Below are 20,156 nucleotides of genomic sequence, written 5' to 3'. Positions count from 1 at the left end.
GGTGAGTAATGAGTAGTGAGTAGTGAGTGGTGAGTTTTAATTTTGGGATATGTTTTCCAGTCCCTTAAAGAAGGAAACTGGCTCACAATGAACTGTATATAATATTACGGAGTATTTACTTAACTCATAACTCAGCACTCAGCACTCAGCACTCATTGAGGTTGGCATTTGCCAGACCTGATGAGTCCAACTCTTCTAGCGATCGCTTCTTCCTGTGAGTTAAACGGCCCCCACTGGTCGATAATATTGACACCATCGTCCTCAACTTCTTGGCTGGGGACGATTTTGCAATTACCAGTATTACACTTGACAATATACCAAATTTGTGAATTATTCATAACAATAGTAGATTGCTAGGATCAGCCTTAAGAACTCTATCACGACCAATCTATGCCCTCACCGTTTCCAGGGATGAATCCCTACCTTGAAAATCCAGAACTTTGGCCTGAAGTTCATAGTAGATTAATTATTGCGATCGCTGATGCCGTTGCTCCTCAACTACGACCTAAATACCGTGTAGCTGTAGAAAAACGAGTGTATCAGATGACAGATGAAAATGCTGTCTTAGTTGGTATCCCTGATGTAGTTATGGGGCGTTCTCTCACCAATTCCGAAAAGGAACAATCTCCACTCGCGGTAGCTTCACCACCTGCAAAACCCATGACTGTCAGCGTTCCCATCCCAGAAGAAGTAAGGGAGGCATATCTAGAGGTGCGAGAAGTGGGAACTGGGGAAGTTGTCACAGTAATTGAGGTGTTGTCACCCAAAAATAAGCGTTCTGGTGAGGGTAGAAAAGCATACGAAACTAAGCGTCAGCAAATATTAGGTAGCTCAACTCATTTAGTAGAAATCGATTTGTTACGCGGTGGTGAGCCTATGCCTATTTTGGGTATGCAAATTCAATCACATTATCGAATTTTGGTGAGTCGTAGCCCATCCCGTCCCAAAGCAGAATTATACCCTTTTGGGTTGCAAGAGCAGATTCCAACTTTTTTATTACCCTTGCGTCGGGGTGATGTCGAACCAATAATAGATTTAAAAGTATTAATAGATGGTGTGTACGATCGCGCTGGATTTGATCTGGCTATAGACTATACACAAAAGCCAGTTCCACCCCTTCAAGAAAATGATGCTGCTTGGGCTAATACATTATTACAACAGCAAGGTTGACGTTACAGTTGCCGTTAATTTCAGGTAGTCGGGAGATGAGCGACGCACCCTAAAAATAATTATCAATATATTAAGTGTGGCTATGCCACCCTGCACGAACAAAAATCAAAGCAGATAGGAATTGTTGTACATTGCCATCAAGAGCAACTAACAACTAATGATATATGAACTTTCGCGAAGAGTTTAAACTGCTGCTACGCGCTCGCTACCCCTTAATTTATATTCCCACCTATGAAGAGGAACGGGTAGAAGCAGTAATCCGAGAAGAAGCCAACAATCAAGGGAATCGCCCTGTATATACTTGGGATTTTGTCGATGGCTGTCAAGGAAACCCCAATGATGAGGGATTTGGAAGACGTAACCCTCTGCAAGCTTTAGAATTTGTAGAAAAATTATCTGCTTCAGCCCCAGCAGTCTTAATTTTACGAGACTATCATCGGTTTTTAGATGATGTGGCGATCGCTCGTAAACTCCGCAACTTAGCGCGACTCCTCAAGTCCCAACCCAAAAATATTGTTTTGTTATCACCACGGATTGCGATTCCTGATGATTTAACCGAATTATTAACGGTTGTGGAGTTTCCTTTACCCGCCGCCCCTGAAATTCAAACAGAGGTAGAACGCTTACTAAAAGCCACGGGTAACTCACTATCTGGCAAAGTTTTAGATGATTTAGTGCGTTCTTGCCAAGGACTTTCAATGGAGAGGATTCGGCGGGTTTTGGCCAAGGCGATCGCCACCCACGGCGAATTACAACCAGAAGACGTAGATTTAGTTTTGGAGGAAAAACGCCAAACTATCCGCCAAACCCAAATTCTCGACTTTTACCCCGCCACTGAGCAAATTTCCGATATTGGGGGACTGGATAACCTTAAAGATTGGCTATTGCGGCGGGGAGGCTCGTTTACTGAACGAGCGCGTCAGTACGGTTTACCCCATCCCAGGGGTTTATTATTGGTGGGGATTCAGGGAACTGGGAAATCATTAACGGCAAAAGCGATCGCCCATCACTGGCATTTACCCCTACTCCGGCTAGATGTAGGACGCTTGTTTGCTGGTTTGGTGGGTGAATCAGAATCTCGCACTCGCCAAATGATCCAAGTAGCAGAAGCTCTCGCCCCCTGCATTTTGTGGATTGATGAAATAGATAAAGCCTTTTCTGGACTGGGTAGTAAAGGTGATGCAGGAACAACTAGCCGTGTATTTGGTACGTTTATTACCTGGCTAGCTGAAAAAACCTCACCTGTATTTGTGGTGGCTACCGCCAACGACATCCAAGCCTTACCGCCGGAAATGCTGCGCAAAGGTAGGTTTGATGAAATTTTCTTTGTCGGCTTACCCAGCCAAGATGAAAGAAAAGCTATTTTTAATGTGCATTTATCCCGACTACGCCCCCACAATTTGAAAAATTATGACATTAACCGATTAGCATACGAAACACCCGATTTTTCTGGGGCAGAAATTGAGCAAACTTTAATTGAAGCCATGCACATTGGATTTAGCCAAAACCGAGACTTTACTACGGACGATGTTTTAGAAGCAGCTAGTCAAATTATCCCCTTAGCCCGCACAGCTGTAGAGCAAATCCAAAAACTGCAAGAATGGGCAGCAGCAGGGAGAGCGCGTTTAGCTTCAAAACAAACACCTTTAAGCGATACCTTTGGTAAGCTACGGTAATTTATCTCAATACAGTTGGTGAATTCACCTTCAATAGTCCATAATTCAGAGTTAATCATCAACTAATATGGACTATTGGTTAATAGGTGACAGGTGACAGGTGACAGGGGAAAAATCTATTGACTATTGATTATTGACAAGGATTTAACTATGGTTTCTGGTTTACTAAAGTTTATATTGGGATTTTTATTAGCGATCGCAGTTTTAGTTGGTAGCGGTGTAGCTGTAGCCCTCTATTTTATGAATAGAACTGCTATACCCCCTACTAAACCTACTTATGCCAATGATAGCCCTGCCCTCCAAACGCCAAATCCGCAAAAGGCTGGTTTAAAAACTACACCTACTCCTAAATCGACAACTTCTCCTAGTTCTACCCCTTCTCCTACTCCCACCCCTACAGAATCATCAGAAGCATTGCCACCAGGAGCTTATCAAGGACGTGTCACTTGGTCTGAAGGGTTAAGTTTACGTGCTGAACCTAAACAAGATGCCGAGCGCGTTGGCAGTGTTGCGTTTAAACAAAATATTATTGTTTTGGAAGAAAACCAAGATAAAAAGTGGCTAAAAATTCGTATCGAAGGCAGTAAACAGGAAGGTTGGGTAAAGGTCGGTAATATTGAACGGGTTAATTAAATCAGTGAACAGTGAATAGTGGACAGTTATCAAGGCATATGATATGGGATTTAAATCCCCCACTCATGACTACCAACAATTGGTGGGGGATTTGAACTCAGGGATATAAATTAACATTAGTATATAAAATTTGAGTAAGTAGTATATTATTCTCTATATTTATACTGATTGAAAGTCATTTACTAAACTCAGTGGCTTTTAGGCTAAATCATCCTAGAAGCTATTCTTAGCATGAATTGTTTCTTTCATGTTCAATTTGGAACTGTAAATTGCTTAGTCAAGTTCTGTATTCAGAAACGTCTGGATCAGATAACTTCGATAAACAAAAAAATAGCAATATAACTATGGATACTACTGGTTATTCTTATATAGCATCTATCTACGAGGAATCTGAAAGTATTGAGTTTATTCCTATTGAAATTAATTGGCAATTTTTGCAGTGGCGGAATTTGTCTAGTGTTACGGCAATGCGGCTGTTATCTGTGGCATTAACTACAGGTGTTTTGAGTGTAGCTGGACAGGCTTTGGCTCTGGAAAAAATAGGCAGTAGCGGTGCTAATGTTACAAACATCCAAAGATGTTTAAAGCAATTAGGCTTTTTAAATGCCCCGGCCACAGGCAAATTTGCCGCCTTGACTCAAAGGGCTGTAATTGGGTTTCAGCGAGCCAATAGATTAACGCCTGATGGGATTGTTGGTGGCAGTACACAAACAGCCCTACAAAGAGCTTGTCAGGCTAGAAATGCTAGTGGAGAATTGAAAATCGGGAGTAGAGGAACAGCCGTTTCTCAATTACAAAGAAATCTCAAGCAGCTAGGCTATTTTAACGCCCCCAATACCGGCTATTTTGGGACAGAAACTCAGCAAGCTGTCATCCGTTTTCAGCGTTCTGTGGGAATTGGGGCTGATGGTGTGGTCGGTTCTAGAACTACTGAAGCTATTAGAAATGCAACTGGTGTAGGCGGGCGATACCCAGTTCTTTCTGAAGGTAGTAGTGGACAAGCTGTAACCAGTCTACAACAGCGTTTGCGTCAGTTGGGTTATTTTAATGCTAATCCCACTGGCAATTTTCAACGCATCACTAAAGATGCTGTCATTGCTTTTCAACGTCGTGTAGGGATTTCAGCCACTGGCGTTGTGAATCGGCAAACTTGGAATGCACTAGAGGGTTTTGCTCAAAATCCAGTTAGACCTAGCCTTTCGACTCAGCAAGTCAGAGATTTGCAACAACGTCTGCGGGATTTGGGATATTTTAATACTAACCCTACTGGCACTGTGGGGGCGATGACGCGGGAAGCAATTATACAATTTCAGCGAGATAATAGACTGAGTACCGATGGCATTGCTGATGTACAAATCTTAGAAGCAGTACGTCAAGCTTGGAACGTTAGATACGCTAATCAGCCTAGTCAAGATGTTCTCTTTGTTGGCGATCGCAGCGAAAATGTCAGAGTAGTACAACAGCGTCTAGCACAGTTAGGCTTTTTTGATAAAAGTATAGATGGTTATTTTGATGAATACACTAGGGCATCTGTAGCTAACTTCCAGCAATCCTATCAAATCAATCCCACAGGGAGAGTAGATTGGCAAACTTGGCAAGCACTAAATATAAATCAAGCATCGAATGTAAATAACGTTCCCATAATGCGGGGGAATGTTTCTAACTTTTCTACTAACCGTCCTAATAATAATCGTTATGTGGTGATAGTACCAATTAACAACCAGAATACGCTCAATCAAGTACGTCGTTATGTACCCAACGCCTACGCTGATAAATCCAATTTAGGGAGTTATGTGAATGCTGGTGCATTCAGCGATCGCCTTTTGGCAGAGCAAAGGTCTAAATTGTTACGTTCTAACGGTTTAGATGCTAGAGTCCAGTATTTTTAGGAGTGCTTGTGAGTGCTGAGTTGTGTTAGCGGTAGCGCGGCGTTTAGCCGGTGCTGGGTAAGGAGTGATGAGTGAAGTTTCTACTCAGGACTCAGGACTGGGAACTCAGCACTCTCAAGTTAACAGGCGGACTTGCGAGCCTTCTTGTGTCTTATTTACCTCTATTCTGGCTTGGAAGGCTTCTTTGAGGTGGGGCATATGGGTAACTGTGAGAATGCAGGCAAAATCGTTGGCGATCGCATTAATAGAGGCAATCAGGCGATCGCATCCTTCTGCATCCTGTGTGCCGAAACCTTCATCGATAATCAATAACTGTAAGGCTGCTCCGGCTCTTTGTGCTAATAATTTCGCCAAGGCTAACCGAATTGCAAAGTTAATTCTAAATGCCTCTCCACCAGAGTAAGTCTCATAGGCGCGTGTGCCTCTAGCATCGGCGATTAAAATATCTAAGGTGTCAATTAATTTGGCGTTTTTCTTCGTAGATTTACCGGTTCTTCCGGCTTTTTGTGTGATAAATTGTACGTGCAGTTGATTAGCACTCAGCCGTGACAATAGTTGATTTGTCTCTGCTTCTAGTTGAGGTAACACATTCTCAATCATTAAAGCTTGGATGCCATTTTTACCAAATGCCTGCGCTAATTCCTGATACACCCGATATTGTTGTTTAGAAGTTTGCAGTTGTTGCTGTTGTTCTTCATACTGTGTTTGCAGAGTTTCCAGTTGCAGAGCTAACTGTTCTAAACGCCCCAATTGGGTGATACATTCATCAAGTTGCCTTCTGCGGGTTGCTATTTGCTGCTCTAAAGCTTGAATCTGTTCAATAGGATTGGCAGATGTAGCTAACTGCTGCTCAATACTGTTAATTTGGCTAACAAGTTGTTGTCTCTCTTGCAACCTGGTATTTCTGGATGTCTCTAAATCTTGTAATCTCGCCTGGAGTTGGGGATACTGTTGCTGGGCTGACAACAATTGTTGATGGCGCAATTGCCACGATTGGGCTTGACGTAGGGCGGTGCGGATCTGGTTGTGCTGTTCGGAACTATAAGCAAGTTCCTTAATTTGGCTCTCAATCGCAGCGATTTGCTTGGCACATTCAGAATCAATTTGTTCTTGCTGGATTCTGGTTTGTAATTGAGCAATTTGAGCTTGTAATTCTGGTTTACGGGCTGCTAATTGGGCTTGACGTTTAGCAGCATCTTTCATTTGTCCTTGTTTAATTTCTGCCCATCGCCATCTTTCTACTTCGCTACGAGCTAGAGCATGGTCTTGCTCATTGTAATTGAGTTGTTGGAGATATTGTTCTAGCTGCCTGAGTTCGGCTTGCTGAGTGGGCGCATAATCACCAGCTTGCAGCGATCTCTCTAGGTGTTGTTTTTCGGCTGCTAGTTGTTGTAAATGCTGTTCTGCATCGCTGGTAGATTGCAACTGTGCGGCTAATTGTCCTCTTTGCTCCCGTAAGCCGTCATAAGCATTCAATTTCTGGAATATTTCCTTATATTCTTGCCTCAGTAATTGAATTTCTCTATCGGAAACCGCCATTTGTTCCCGAAATACCCACAATTGCCCCTCTGTTTCTTTATATTCATCCTTCGTTTTATCTACAACGCGATTCCAATGATGCTCATCTAAGGGACGTTCACACAAGGGACAAATAGCATCGGGAGTGCGGAGCATTTGCAATTTTTGCTCCAATTCCCCCAATAATCTTTCATATTCCCGGTGTTGCGCTTGGAGACGTTCTATAAAGTGCCGTCTTTCTTGTCCTTTTTCCTGAACTCGTTGCAAATAAACCCGATCTTTGTCCATTTGATCAATCTGCATTGCTACTTCCATCACCGCTTGTTGCAGTTGGGGTTGGCGTTGAGAGGAACGTTGCAGTTGATTTTCTGTGACTTGTAGCTGTTCTAGTCTGGCTACTAACCCAGCGTGAACCCGATCTAAATGACTTTGTAAGTTTTGTCGCTGCTGCAATAAAGGCGAGACTTGCATTTGCAGTTCATCTAAATGGGTAAGATGGCGACGTGCTGCGGCTAGTTGGGCTAATGCTGTTTCAATTTCCCCAGATTTCGAGAGTGTTTGCTGAATTTCTTGCTCTTGCTGTTGTAAGGCGGCTAGTTGTCCTTGGACTTGTTGCAGTTGACGTTCTAACTCATGAATTTGTTTAGTGAGTTGTTGCTGCTTTTGTTGACGTAGGGCAGTAGCACGGGTATATTCATCAAATTTGATGGCAAAGGCTTCTTCTTGAGATTGCAGATTTTGATAATGGGTGAAGCCATTTTTTATCTCAGTTTCTTGGTTGATGAGTGCGGCTAACTGGGTAATTTGACTGTTAATAGATGACTGCTCTTGTTGTAGGCGATCGCAATCTTGAGTTAAATTCTGATATTGCTGCTTGACAAAATTTAGCTGTTGTTCCCAATTTATGCGTTGGTGTTGGACAACTTGCAAACTTTGTAATTGAATATTATCAAAAGCTTGTACTTGTTGTAATTGGTTAATTTCAGCTTCTAATTCTGCCTTTTTAGTTTGAGTTGTATGACGTTGCTGTAGTTGAGTTTTAATTGAATCTAAAGAACGCTCTAATTCCTCAGCCCTAGCTTTAAACTGACGAGATGAGTCCTTGGCTCGTTCTTCTAATTCATCATACTGATTCAGTTTTAACAACTCCGCTAAAATCTCTTTGCGTTCACTCGGACGCTTGAGCATGAATTCATCTGCACGTCCTTGACGCAGATAGGCAGAGTTAATAAAAGTATCGTAATCGAGCTTAATGTATTCTAAAATTAAATCCTGTGTTGCCCTTATTCCTTTACCAGTCAAGGCACGAAACCCAGAGGATGTCTCAATTTGAAACTCTAGACCCCCAGCCGCGCCTCTAACTCGGCTACGGATGATGCGATATTTTTGTTGATTAGTTTGAAAAGTAAAATCAACTCTAACTTCTTTTGCCCCAGAATGAATTACATCATCTTCAGCAGCAGCACGGCTTTCACCCCAAATTGCCCATGTCATTGCTTCGAGAAGAGATGATTTACCTGCTCCATTAGAACCACAAATACAAGCCGTATGCAAACCACGAAAATCTAAAGTTGCATCACGGTAACTAAGAAAATTTTTGAGGATAAGTTGTACTGGGATCATTCAGGCTATATCGCCACATTTACAGATTATTAACTAGCAGTACAGATGCACTCTTTGATAGTTTATCTAGGTGTTTATCAGGTTTCTAGTTTAAGTGTCCGCAATTTTACGAAAATTAACAATAGGATGAGGGAATTTTGTTAGAAAGGCGATCGCTGCGATTAGCTATTCTAGAAAAGTAAATCATTCCCCGATTGCATGATGGTTGCTTTACCCGATAACATTCTTATGAGCGCAGAAGAATATCTGATTTGGGAACTTACCCAAGAACAACGCTACGAATATTGGGATGGTGAAGTTGTTGCGATGACTGGTGGAACACGCAATCATAATCGGGTTTCTCTCAATTTCTCAAAGATTCTAGATGATGCCCTCGCAGATCGCGCCTGTGAAGTATACATTGTAGATGTGAAAGTGCAGGTAGAACCGGGTCAAAAGTATTTTTATCCTGATGTCGTGGTGACTTGCGACGAGCGCGATCGCGATCCACAATTGGTACAATTTCCCTGCTTAATTATTGAAGTGCTATCACCTTCAACAGAAGCAGCTGATCGTGGGAAAAAGTTTGCCGCATATCGTCAATCTCCAACCTTGCAAGAATATGTCTTAGTACAAGTAGCACAACCGGCTGTGGAAGTATTTCGGCGTAACGAATTTGGGAAATGGGTACTGTCGGAGTATAGTTTGGGCGACAGATTGTTACTGGAATCAGTGAATGTAGAAATAGCGATCGCCTCTTTGTACCAACAAGTTCAATTTGCAGCCGAAGGAACAGAAAATCAATAGATAATCGCATTTCTAAACATCAGCTGATAGATATCTACTGGGTTACTAATTTCAACATCCAGTCTTTTAAAACCTTTGGGGAAGCAAGCTACGCGTAGCGTCTGCGACAGGATAGGCGACTGTTGCAGACGCTACGCGACTTGTAAATACTACCTTCCAAACTTCTCCCCTGTGAAGCTATTTAGAAATTGGCGAAGGTAAATCTTAGATATTCACCTAATTATCTTGACATTACCGAATTATTTTTATAATCTGGAGGGTCAGCTTGCTAATGATAATTTATCGTTATTAATGCCATTCAAGATATCTTCGTAAGTATCAAAAATCTCAAATACTGAGTCTAATTGTGTCAGTTCTAAAATTAGCCGTACAGGGGTTTGTACGTTACACAGAACTAAGCGACAACTATTTTGTCTTGCTGATGTGATGGCTTTCACTAATGAAACTAACCCAGAACTGTCCATAAAATCTACTGCTGCTAGATCAATTACCCAGAGTTGATGGGGTTGAGGAACGATTTCAGCAATCTTTTCACTCAAAGCCTTACCATCCTGTAAGTCTATACTTCCTTGGGGCTTAAACAAAACCACTTGCAATTCTTGTGTGAGAGTCATAAATTTAACCAAGTAGTTGAAACACTTAAAAAAGCAGGAATAGGAGATGAATACTGATGATTTGTCACTTGTAAAATCATTGCCAAATCTACTAAAATTAGTAGTTGGCAATCATTAAAAGTTGACGCGATCGCTTCAGTATTTATTCCGTATAATTTATTTTAACATTCCTCAATATAGGCACAAACGCCTAATGATTTCCGTATCAATCGTATCTTTTACAGAAATTTTATATTTCTCCAAGGTTTTTATAAAATTTTTATAATAAGTGATTGATTTATTTGAGTTTATATGTATTTATGCTATTAACTGATTGATATTTGATTGTCAATCGTAAATTACTGATGAATAATATAGATTTAAATTTAATATATTGATGTAATACCTTGATTGACACCCCACCTATAAACAAGCAAAGATGTATGTAAAGTAAAAAATTGTAAAGGCGGCGGTGCGGGATGTCTCTTGAGTTGATTTCACTTGAAAACATCCAGGAGTTTGCCCATCATTACGGTTACTGGGCTATTTTTTTGGGAATATTGCTAGAAAACTTGGGCATTCCTCTTCCCGGCGAAACCGTAACCTTAGTGGGTGGCTTTCTAGCTGGTAGTAATGAATTGAATTACTGGATAGTTCTTGGTATTGCCGTGAGTGGTGCTTTCATTGGTGGAATTTGCGGCTACTGGATTGGTAGACTAGGCGGCTGGTCTTTTTTACTACAAGTAGGTAAGATATTTCGGATTAGTGAAGTGCGATTGTTGAATATTAAAGAGCAATTTAGCCAAAACGCAGCGAAAGCTGTATTTTTTGGTCGCTTTTTTGCCCTATTACGCATCTTTGCTGCACCCCTAGCTGGTATAGCTGAGATGCCTTTCCGAACATTTTTGGTATACAACATTTTAGGAGCAACCGCTTGGGCTAGTTTAATGGTGACGTTAGCCTTTTTTGCAGGTAAGATTGTTTCCCTGGAACAATTGGTAGCTTGGGTTAGTCAGTTTGCAATTTTAGCTTTACTCATACTTGCAGCTTTGATTCTTATCCCTCTGTGGTTGGAATCTCGTCAAGTTAAACAAGCCGCAGAAGATTAGAAAAAATTGACCTCTCCCCGCCATAAATGGACGGGGATTCTCAGCTGTTGCTACGGGGAGGGCTAAAGCCACTCCCCTAGGCTTTTTATTTTTGCCTTTATCTAGTTTTCTGCGCCCAAATACGAGTAGGTAGTCCCCATACGTAAATGAAGCCTTCAGCCGCTTTATGGTCAAACTGATCTTCAGATCCATAGGTTGCTAAGTCCGGAGTATAAAGTGAATTATCACTCCATCGCCCAACTATCGTTGCATTACCTTTAAAGAGTTTCAAGCGGACAGTTCCAGATACTTGTTCTTGTGTCTTTTGAATAAACGCATCTAAAGCACCTTTAAGTGGACTGTACCACAAGCCGTTGTAAACTATTTGGCTATAGGTTTCTTCAATTCCCCGTTTGTAATGGCTCACATCTGCGGTTAAGGTCAAGCTTTCTAAATCTCTGTGGGCTTGAATTAGCACTAACATAGCTGGGGATTCATAGATTTCTCGTGATTTGATCCCTACTAAGCGGTTTTCAATCATGTCAATGCGCCCGACACCATGACTTCCCACTACTTGATTCAGTTCTTGAATCATCTCTACAGGGTTTTTGGCTACACCATTTAGAGTGGTAGGAAGACCTTGAGTAAATCCAATCTCTAAATATTCTGGCTCATTGGGGGTATTAGCGATCGCCTTGGTCATTTCATAAATTTCTTCTGGTGGCTCAAATCGGGGATCTTCCAACACACCAGCTTCAACGCTACGACCAAGCAAATTCTTGTCAATACTATAAGGAGAAGACTTTTTCACTGGGGCCGGAATCCCAAATTGTTCACCGTAGGCGATAGTTTCTTCTCGGCTCATCCCCCATTCCCGCGCCGGTGCGAGAATCTTCAAGTTGGGATTTAATGCAGCACAGGAGACATCAAAGCGTACCTGATCGTTTCCTTTACCAGTACAACCATGTGCGATCGCATCAGCACCATATTTTTGTGCAGCTTCGACCAGTATCTTAGCAATTAATGGACGAGCCAGGGCAGTTCCTAGGGGATAGCGATTTTCATAAAGGGCGTTAGCTTGAATTGCCGGAAAAGCATAGTCTTTGATAAAGCTATCTTTCACATCCGCCACGAGGGATTCACTTGCACCCGATTTTAGTGCTTTTTCTCGAACTGGTTCTAATTCATCTCCCTGACCTAAATCTGCTGCTAACGTAATCACCTCTTCTACGCCCCACTCTTTTTTGAGGTAGGGAATGCAAACGGAGGTATCGACTCCACCAGAATATGCTAGAACAACCTTTTTGGCACGACCCATTTGTTTCTCCACTTAGGAAAACACCATAATTAATGAGTAATTATTATATCTAACTACATCATGTATATTTTCTTAATGCAACAAACTCTGGGGTAATTAACTGTTAGTTAACCCTAACTGCTTCTTCAACGCCAAAGGTACATTCAGCGCAGTCTCTAAACCCCGCACGCCTTCCCATTGCTGCTTTTCACCCCAGTTTGTAGCTTCTAAGTTGGCTTCAGTTACATCTGTATCATCAAGAATGGTGTAGCTAAGATTAGCTTCCGTTAAGTCTGCACCATTAAGCATTGCACCACTAAGATTACTACCACTCAAATTGGCACTATTGAGATTAGCAAAACTCAGATCAGTACCCAAGAGTACCGCATCACTAAGGTCTGCACCACTCAAATCAGCTTCGCTCAGAATACTACCACTCAAATCAGCATCGTTGAGAACTACCCGACTCAGGTCAACACCACTCAGGTCTGCACCTAAAAACATTGCACCGTTGAGTTGAGCATCGTTAAGTTTAGCCCCGTTGAGTTTGGCATAGCTGAGGTCTGCGGCCATGAGACTGGCTGCACTCAAGTTAGTGCTGAACAGAATTGTGTCACTGAGGTTCGTACCATTCAAAACTGCACCAGATAAATCAGCACCAGATAAATCAGCGCGACAAAGGTCAGCGTGGTTGAGGTTAACATTTTTGAGGTTAGCATCGCTGAGATTTGCACCGAAAAGAACGGCGTTGGCTAGGTTGGCACTGATAAGTTCAGCATCTCTGAGGTTAGCACCACTCAGGTTAGCGTGAGATAGTTCAGCATTATTGATCTGGCAACTGCTGAGGTCAGCACGGCTTAATTCGGTACGATCAAGGTTAGCACTTGTAAGGTTAGCACCTGTGAGGTTAGCACTGCTGAGGTCTGCATTAATTAGGTTAGCACCTGTGAGGTTTGCGCCACTGAGGTTGGTATCACCTAGGTTTGCGCCTGCTAGGTTAGCATCTTGAAAGTTGGCACCAGTTAGGTTTGCATCACCCAAATATGCACCTGAGAGATTTGCGCCCCTAAAATTAACTCCTGTGAGATTGGCATCACCCAGGTATGCACCCCTAAAGTTAGCACCTTGGAGAAATTCCCCGACGATATTACTAAAGTTACCAATTTCAATGGCATCACTATAGTTAATCACCCGCAGCAGTTGGGATGTGAAAAAGCTGTCTGTATCTGGTTGACTGGAGGGATAAAAGTTGATGTGATGCCGTAGTTCCTCTTGCGTTTGAGCGTAAAAATGTAATTTCAGCAGTAAAATTAATACGTTTAATCCTGTATATATATCTACTTGTCTCAGCCCGATCGCCTGATTCTGTGCTATCATCTCTATCAATTTTCGCTGAGGTAAGTTATCACCAGGTGGCGCATCAATAAATTCTCCCCGACACCAACGTACATAAAAACCTTCTAAACGCTGAAAAAGTAGTAGTGGTTGCCAGCGATTTTCAGTGATGAGCAAATCCATCAACTTTTCCACTATTTCTGATGTCAATGCACCATTGCCTAATAAGTTGTATATTTTTGCATAAAGTTGGCGATCGCTGACATTAAACTCGCTACCTTCCTCTGATTCTGTCCATAATTCTAAGTTTGTTTGTAACTGTTGCAATAAAATATCTTTTTGTAAATTATCTTGATGAAAGGATATCTTTTTATCTGCTTTCTGGAACTTTTTTCTGAGAGGTAAAAATGCTGTAGATTCCAAATGCTTCTTTATCGGTCTATCTTCTGACCTTGTGCCTTTTACGTAATTTTGTAAAAGTTTCCAAACCTGAGGTAATTGTGACATATTTGTATCCATTAATACTGATTATTTTTCAATATCAAGATTGCCTAGAAAAATTTATGTTTGAGATGGCTTTTTGAATTTCTCGATAACATTGTATAAACTATAACTAGTTAATTAAGTGTGGCAATTTATTCATCTACACAGGCATTTTTCTCTTAGTAAAACTAAATTTTTAAACTTAAGATTAGGTCATTTTCCAGAAAAACTAGTCATTTTGAAGGATTTTGACTAAGATATGATATTCAGAATGGGCAGCTTTACGAAACTGTGATCAAAATAACACGTAAGGTTTGCTACAAAGACTATTGTTAGGAAAAATACTACACCAAAAGAAAACAACCAGACTAAAAATGATTGTTAAAAATGAACTGATTAGCTGCTTGTCACTGATTGGGTAGTTACAAGTATTGAAAATAAGTAGAAATACTTTAATTAGTAAAAATTAATTGATTATCCTGATCAAGGATTAACTAAATGAATACGTTGAGCTTTTATCTAATTTTGTTGCCTAGTTTGTTGTTCACCATCACAACTGCTAATGCCAAATCAATAACGCATAGTCCAGTGCGTCAAACATTTCATGACAGGGAAAAAACCAACATAGCGGGTAAGTCACCAGAGCAACTCAACCAACAAACTCATCTATATAAAAGTACCAAAATATCTGCGTCTATTCCTTCAAATATACACCCCCAAACCCAACTTACATCAAAAAAACTAGTTCCTGATACTCTCAAACTATCCCCTCAATCGTTGGTACAGATACCGGGGCAGGTATGGGTAATTGATCAACAGCAACAGGTAAAAAGCCAGTTGTTTTATTGGCTAGTTAAAGATACTAAACAATCATGGCAGCAACCATTATTAAAGGCTGGTAAACCTACAGATAAGTCAGCAAAGCAACCTGCGACAAGAACTAAGCCAGATAAAAAAGATGATTTAGAAGAATTTAGCGAAATCACCAAAGATACTGAAAAATTAGACGGGTTATTTACCTTATATCGCCATCAAGAAAAAAATAAAATTTATCTAGAAATAAAGCCAGAACAACTCAATAAAAACTACTTAGCTACTACCACACTAGAATCTGGTATTGGTGAAAAGGGAATTTATAGTGGGATGCCACTGCAAGATTTTTTGTTTTATTTTCAACGACTGGATAATAAATTAAATTTTGTGGTGCGTAATGTTAATTTTCGCACGCGTGAAGGCGATCCCCAAGCGCGATCGCGCACCAGGTCTTTTAGTGATTCCATTCTCTACTCTATAGCCATTAAAAGCATTCATCCCCAACGCAAAACCTTACTGATTGACTTAGGTGACTTACTACTAACCGACTTGGCAGGATTAGCTTTTAGTATAGGTATTGCTCCCAACACAGAACAATCATATTTTGGTAATGCTAAAGCCTTTCCCCAAAACCTAGAAGTTGAATCGGTGTTGAACTTTTTCAGTAGTAGTGCTAAAGAAATTGAAATGCTAGGTTTAAGATCCATACCTGATAACCGTGCTTTTACCCTCCGGGTTCACTACAGTCTCTCACAACTACCAAATAATAATTATCGTCCCCGATTAGCTGATGAACGTGTTGGGTATTTTATTACTGCCTACCAAGATTTATCAAGCGACGATCGCGATGATACCTTTGTCCGCTACATTAATCGCTGGCATCTAGAAAAACAAAACCCCGAAGCACACATATCTCGTCCTAAAAAACCGATTGTGTTCTGGATTGATAACGCCGTACCGTTAAAGTACCGCGATGCTGTTAAAGAAGGGGTGCTGATGTGGAATCAAGCCTTTCTCAAAGCCGGATTTAAGGATGCAATCGAAGTCCGGCAAATGCCAGATAATGCCACTTGGGATCCTGCTGATATCCGCTACAATACAATTCGCTGGATTAACACCGTGGATGGTTATTTTGCGATGGGGCCATCCCGTGTTAACCCATTAACTGGGGAAATCTTGGATGCAGATATCTTAGTAGATGCCAGTTTTGTTCGCTTCCTCAGAGGTCAATATGAACAGCTGATACAACCCAATCAAACCCCAACCCGTACTTCCTTATCAGAATTAATCCGCGATCGCCGTCTGTGTAACAATAATCTCACTACAACCAATAAAGACCAGGCAAATCATCTCTTGCAGCGATTATCTTTATTAGCAAGTAAATATGATGTTTGCTACGGCATAGAAGCAGCCAATCAATTTGCTTATGGTTCTTTGGCGATGTCACTCTTGGCAGATAAACCACCCAGCCAAGAACAAGTACAACAATACGTCCATGAATATTTACGTTTAATTATTGCTCATGAAGTTGGTCATACTCTTGGTTTACGTCATAACTTCCGGGGGAGCAACTTCCTAGCACCAGAAGAAATGAATAATCAAGAGATTACCAGTACCAAAGGTTTGACAACTTCGGTGATGGATTACATTCCACCCAATATTGCTCCCCAAGGGACAAAGCAGGGAGATTATTTCCCCAACATAGTTGGGCTTTATGATCAGTGGGCAATTCAGTATGGCTACACCCCAACTCAAGCCAGAACCCCCATCGCTGAAAAGCCAATACTGCAAGAAATTACCAACCAATCTTATCAGCCTGAGTTGAGTTACGCCACCGATGAAGATGTATATAACCTTGATCCCACTGCCGATGCTTGGGACTATAGTAATAACGTACTAGTTTATTCCCAGGCGCAACTCAATAATTTACAGGTAATGTGGGAACGTCTCAATCAGCGTTACCCACTGGCGGGAGATAGCTACAGTGATGTCAGATATAGGTTCAATAGTATTCTTAGTAACTACTTTGATAATATTTTTTACACGACAAAATACATTGGTGGGCAATCTTTTTATCGAATGCAGGCTAGAGAAATCTCATCTAGTCAGCCAGAGAATCAACCACAGCGATTACCATTTACACAAGTACCAGTAGAAAAACAAAGGCAAGCTTTAAAAACCCTACAAAAGTATGTCTTTGCGGAAGATGCGTTGAATTTTCCCCCAGATTTACTGAATAAATTAGCACCTTCCAGGTGGCTGCATTGGGGCAAGTATCCCCAAGTTGGGCGTTTAGATTATCCCATCCATGACTTAACATTGCTATTGCAAAGTGCAGTATTAAGAGACTTACTTTCAGGTAGTCGTCTCTCACTCATGAAGGATATCGAAATCAAAAGCCCACCAGACAAAGCACTGACTTTACCAGAATTATTTGATACTTTGCAAACTGGCATTTGGACAGAGGTATTACAACCAAAGGATGAAAAGCTAAAAATCACGAGTTTCCGACGCGGTTTACAAAGGGAATATCTCGACATTTTGATTGGCATGGTATTACGCCGAGAATATGTCCCAGAAGATGCCCGCTCCCTTGCTTGGTATCAACTTAAGCAATTAAACGAGAAATTGTCACAGGTAAATACTAATGACCAATATACCAAAGCTCATTTACTAGAAACTCGCGATCGCATTGAAAAAGCCTTGAATGCCCCATTGCAAAGCAATTAAGATGGAAATTGGGCGTTGGGCATTGAAAAACTAGACTTCTTGCTCCCCTCTCTGCGCCGGAGAGGGGTTGGGGGAGAGGTCAAAAACGTTAATTAACCAACACTATTTACCAATTTCTCCCCTTTCAACATCCGCACGGCGGCTTCTAGTAAAGCTTCTTCTAAGTAGGGTTTAGTAAAGTAGCCGCTAGCACCTAGCTGAATCGCCATTTGTCTATGCTTATCCGCACCCCGTGAGGTGAGCATAGCAATAGGTAGGTGGTTGAGATTCGAGTCTTTTTGAATGCGTGATAGCAATTCCAGACCGTCGCAACGGGGCATTTCAATATCACAGAAGACAATATCACAAGGCAATCCGGAACGGAGTTTGTCCCAAGCTTCCTGACCATCTCGCGCCTGTTCCACTCTATACCCGGCTTTATTAAAGGTAAGAGATAGCAATTCTCGGACTGTAATTGAGTCATCAACAATAAGTACAGTCGGATCAATCTTCTCAGGTAGAGGTTCTGGCAGACTGGGAGGAACGGCTTGTTGCCAAAGAGTATTGCCATTGTGTTTGGACATCCTTCCTTGAAAGATGTCAATTAGCTCTAATACGTCAGCAATAGGCATGATGCGACCATCACCCAAGACTGTAGCACCAGCCACACCAATGGGTTTTGGTGCTGGACTTTCAAATTGCTTGATCACAATTTCCTGCTCACTCAACACTAGGTCAATCTGGAGAGCCAACAGGTTATTTCCCGATCTCACGACGACGACGGAAATCATATCATCATCTCTGTTACCGCCGTAAACACTACCGCGACTGAGTTGACGATTGAAGGTTAATAGTTCCTTGAGGGGACGGAATGGTAGGATTGTATCGCGCCAGTAAATAAATGATTGTCCATCGGCATTTTTTTGGATATTTTTGCTAGGAATATCTAGAGTATCCTCAACACCATCCATCGGGAAGGCAATCCTCGCTTTATCAGAAACACAACACAGAGCCTTACAAATACTTAAGGTGAGTGGCAAACGAATAGTAAAAGTTGTGCCTTTACCGAGAGTAGAGTCTGTATTGACTATGCCGCGAATCTCGCTAATTTCCGAGCGTACCACATCCATTCCGACACCACGACCAGAAATTTCATCGGCTTCATCCTTGGTACTAAACCCGGCTTGGAATAATAGGTCATAGATTTCCAGGCGGGAAATAGTTTTTGCCTGTGCTGGTGTGATTATGCCTCGCTTCACTGCTAAGGGTTTAATCTTTTCTGTATCAATACCAGCCCCGTCATCACCCACAGAAATCACAGTTTGATTACCTTGGTGGAAAGCGCGGATAGTAATAATTCCCACAGGTGCTTTACCCGCAGCTTGTCTGATATCTGGTGTTTCAATCCCATGAGCGATCGCATTGTTGAGCATATGCGTCAACGGGTCGGTGAGATGATCCAAAATCATCTTGTCAATTAAGGTATCACCACCTTCAATCATCAACTCAACTTGTTTACCACATTTGATGGCATTGTCCCGCACGCCGCGCCGCAAGCGATCAATTGTTTGGGAGAAGGGAACCATGCGAGCGCGTGTAAGTCCTTCTTGTAACTGAGTTGTTACCTGACGGAACTGTCGTGCTACTCTCTCGGTTTCTTCTGTCACAAAATCAATGTCACTAGCCGACTCACGTACTCTGACAATCAATTCAATCATTTCTTGAGAGAGTGTATGGAAGGGAGTAAAGCGATCCATTTCTAATTCGCTAAAACCCCTATCAGCATTGGAGTCATGAATGATTAAGGGAATTTCCCTAGTTTTGCGACTAGCTAACAAAGATGCTTCCAATAGCGATCGCTCATACAATTCCTGCATTCTCGCTCCCACATCTGAGAGCTGTTGCACCTGAACTAGTAAATTATCTAGGGACTGTCGCAACCTTTCGTGATCCTGCTCCAAGGTGTTGCGATTAACTACTAATTCACCCACCAAGTTATTCATATCGTCCAGCTGCTTGACTGGAACTTTCATTGTTTCTTCAAATTTCGCCTGACGACGAATAGAAGAACGTTGAAGTTTTGCTGTAGTCTGTTTTACTGATGTTGACTGAGATATAGTTTGATCGGCTTCTGCTAGCAATTTTTCTAGATCACTAAATTCATCTTTTAGGACTGGAAATGAAACTTGTTTGCTAGTAGTTGGGGTAAATTTTGGTGTAGCAGGTGTAATTACTGCTGGTTGCTTTTCCTCTAGTGTTGTTTGACTATTTTCCTCACCCAGCAACGCCTCTAGATCCGCAAAGTCATCTTCTTGTATAGAACTAACATCATTACTTGGTGATAATTCTAATTCTAGTAATGCTTCTAAATCAGCAAACTCATCTTGGCTATTGGTGTCTGTTTCTAGTGGTAATGCAAAAGTATTTATTTCTTCAATATCTGCTGTGATTTCATTGAGTATTAACTCACAGCTAGTTTCTGAATTTTCATTAGTTAACTCGCTGCTAATATCTGTTAACTGAAACTCTATCGCCAACTCCCC

General features: G+C 41.5%; 13 protein-coding genes. 7 read left to right on the top strand and 6 right to left on the bottom strand.

Going from position 1 to position 20,156, the window contains the following annotated elements; translation table 11 throughout:
• Positions 1-152: 152 nt before the first annotated feature.
• Positions 153-338, bottom strand: coding sequence for a transposase (locus tag VB693_RS17240; RefSeq protein WP_190703662.1), 186 nt, complete (start codon positions 336-338; stop codon positions 153-155).
• 52 nt (positions 339-390) lie between these two features.
• Here VB693_RS17240 and VB693_RS17235 point away from each other — a divergent pair, with 52 nt between their 5' ends.
• The 4 genes from VB693_RS17235 (at position 391) to VB693_RS17220 (ending at position 5,368) form a co-directional block, all read left to right on the top strand.
• The gene (locus VB693_RS17235) at positions 391-1,170 is read left to right on the top strand and encodes a DUF4058 family protein (RefSeq protein WP_323267322.1); all 780 of its coding nucleotides are present in this window, start codon (positions 391-393) and stop codon (positions 1,168-1,170) included.
• Positions 1,171-1,334: 164 nt separating this feature from the next.
• Positions 1,335-2,846, top strand: a complete 1,512-nt coding sequence (locus VB693_RS17230) for an AAA family ATPase (protein WP_323267321.1) — start codon at positions 1,335-1,337, stop codon at positions 2,844-2,846.
• Between the two features lie 150 nt (positions 2,847-2,996).
• On the top strand, positions 2,997-3,479 hold the full coding sequence (locus tag VB693_RS17225; protein WP_323267320.1) for an SH3 domain-containing protein: 483 nt from the start codon (positions 2,997-2,999) through the stop codon (positions 3,477-3,479).
• A 344-nt stretch (positions 3,480-3,823) separates the two neighbouring features.
• Complete coding sequence (locus VB693_RS17220; RefSeq protein ID WP_323267319.1) at positions 3,824-5,368, top strand: peptidoglycan-binding protein; 1,545 nt, start codon at positions 3,824-3,826, stop codon at positions 5,366-5,368.
• A gap of 114 nt (positions 5,369-5,482) precedes the next feature.
• Here the strand turns inward: VB693_RS17220 and VB693_RS17215 are convergent, their stop codons facing one another.
• A complete protein-coding gene (locus tag VB693_RS17215) occupies positions 5,483-8,509 on the bottom strand; it encodes an SMC family ATPase (RefSeq protein ID WP_323267318.1) in 3,027 nt (1,008 codons plus the stop codon).
• A 201-nt stretch (positions 8,510-8,710) separates the two neighbouring features.
• On the opposite strand from VB693_RS17215, the gene VB693_RS17210 reads away from it, so the two are divergent.
• Positions 8,711-9,295, top strand: coding sequence for a Uma2 family endonuclease (locus VB693_RS17210; protein WP_323267337.1), 585 nt, complete (start codon positions 8,711-8,713; stop codon positions 9,293-9,295).
• Between the two features lie 260 nt (positions 9,296-9,555).
• On the opposite strand, the gene VB693_RS17205 is transcribed toward VB693_RS17210, so the two are convergent.
• Positions 9,556-9,909: an STAS domain-containing protein gene (locus VB693_RS17205; protein ID WP_323267317.1), complete on the bottom strand. Its 354-nt coding sequence runs from the start codon at positions 9,907-9,909 to the stop codon at positions 9,556-9,558.
• 458 nt (positions 9,910-10,367) lie between these two features.
• Between VB693_RS17205 and VB693_RS17200 the strand changes: the two genes are divergently transcribed.
• Entirely contained in the window at positions 10,368-10,997 is a 630-nt protein-coding gene (locus tag VB693_RS17200; RefSeq protein ID WP_190703641.1) for a DedA family protein, read from the top strand.
• Positions 10,998-11,094: 97 nt separating this feature from the next.
• Here the strand turns inward: VB693_RS17200 and VB693_RS17195 are convergent, their stop codons facing one another.
• Together VB693_RS17195 and VB693_RS17190 are read right to left on the bottom strand one after the other, a co-directional pair.
• Positions 11,095-12,294: an argininosuccinate synthase gene (locus VB693_RS17195; RefSeq protein WP_190703640.1), complete on the bottom strand. Its 1,200-nt coding sequence runs from the start codon at positions 12,292-12,294 to the stop codon at positions 11,095-11,097.
• Between the two features lie 96 nt (positions 12,295-12,390).
• Positions 12,391-14,115, bottom strand: coding sequence for a pentapeptide repeat-containing protein (locus VB693_RS17190; RefSeq protein WP_323267316.1), 1,725 nt, complete (start codon positions 14,113-14,115; stop codon positions 12,391-12,393).
• A 474-nt stretch (positions 14,116-14,589) separates the two neighbouring features.
• Between VB693_RS17190 and VB693_RS17185 the strand changes: the two genes are divergently transcribed.
• Entirely contained in the window at positions 14,590-17,634 is a 3,045-nt protein-coding gene (locus tag VB693_RS17185; RefSeq protein ID WP_323267315.1) for a zinc-dependent metalloprotease, read from the top strand.
• A gap of 92 nt (positions 17,635-17,726) precedes the next feature.
• Here the strand turns inward: VB693_RS17185 and VB693_RS17180 are convergent.
• A partial coding sequence (locus tag VB693_RS17180; RefSeq protein WP_323267314.1) for a hybrid sensor histidine kinase/response regulator occupies positions 17,727-20,156 on the bottom strand: 2,430 nt, incomplete at its 5' end.

Origin of the sequence: Anabaena sp. UHCC 0399 (genome assembly GCF_034931465.1) — a bacterium.
GTDB classification, from domain to species: Bacteria; Cyanobacteriota; Cyanobacteriia; order Cyanobacteriales; family Nostocaceae; genus Trichormus; species Trichormus minutissimus.
Note: the sequence above shows the minus strand (reverse complement) of the source record. Positions and strands in the feature narration are given on the sequence as shown.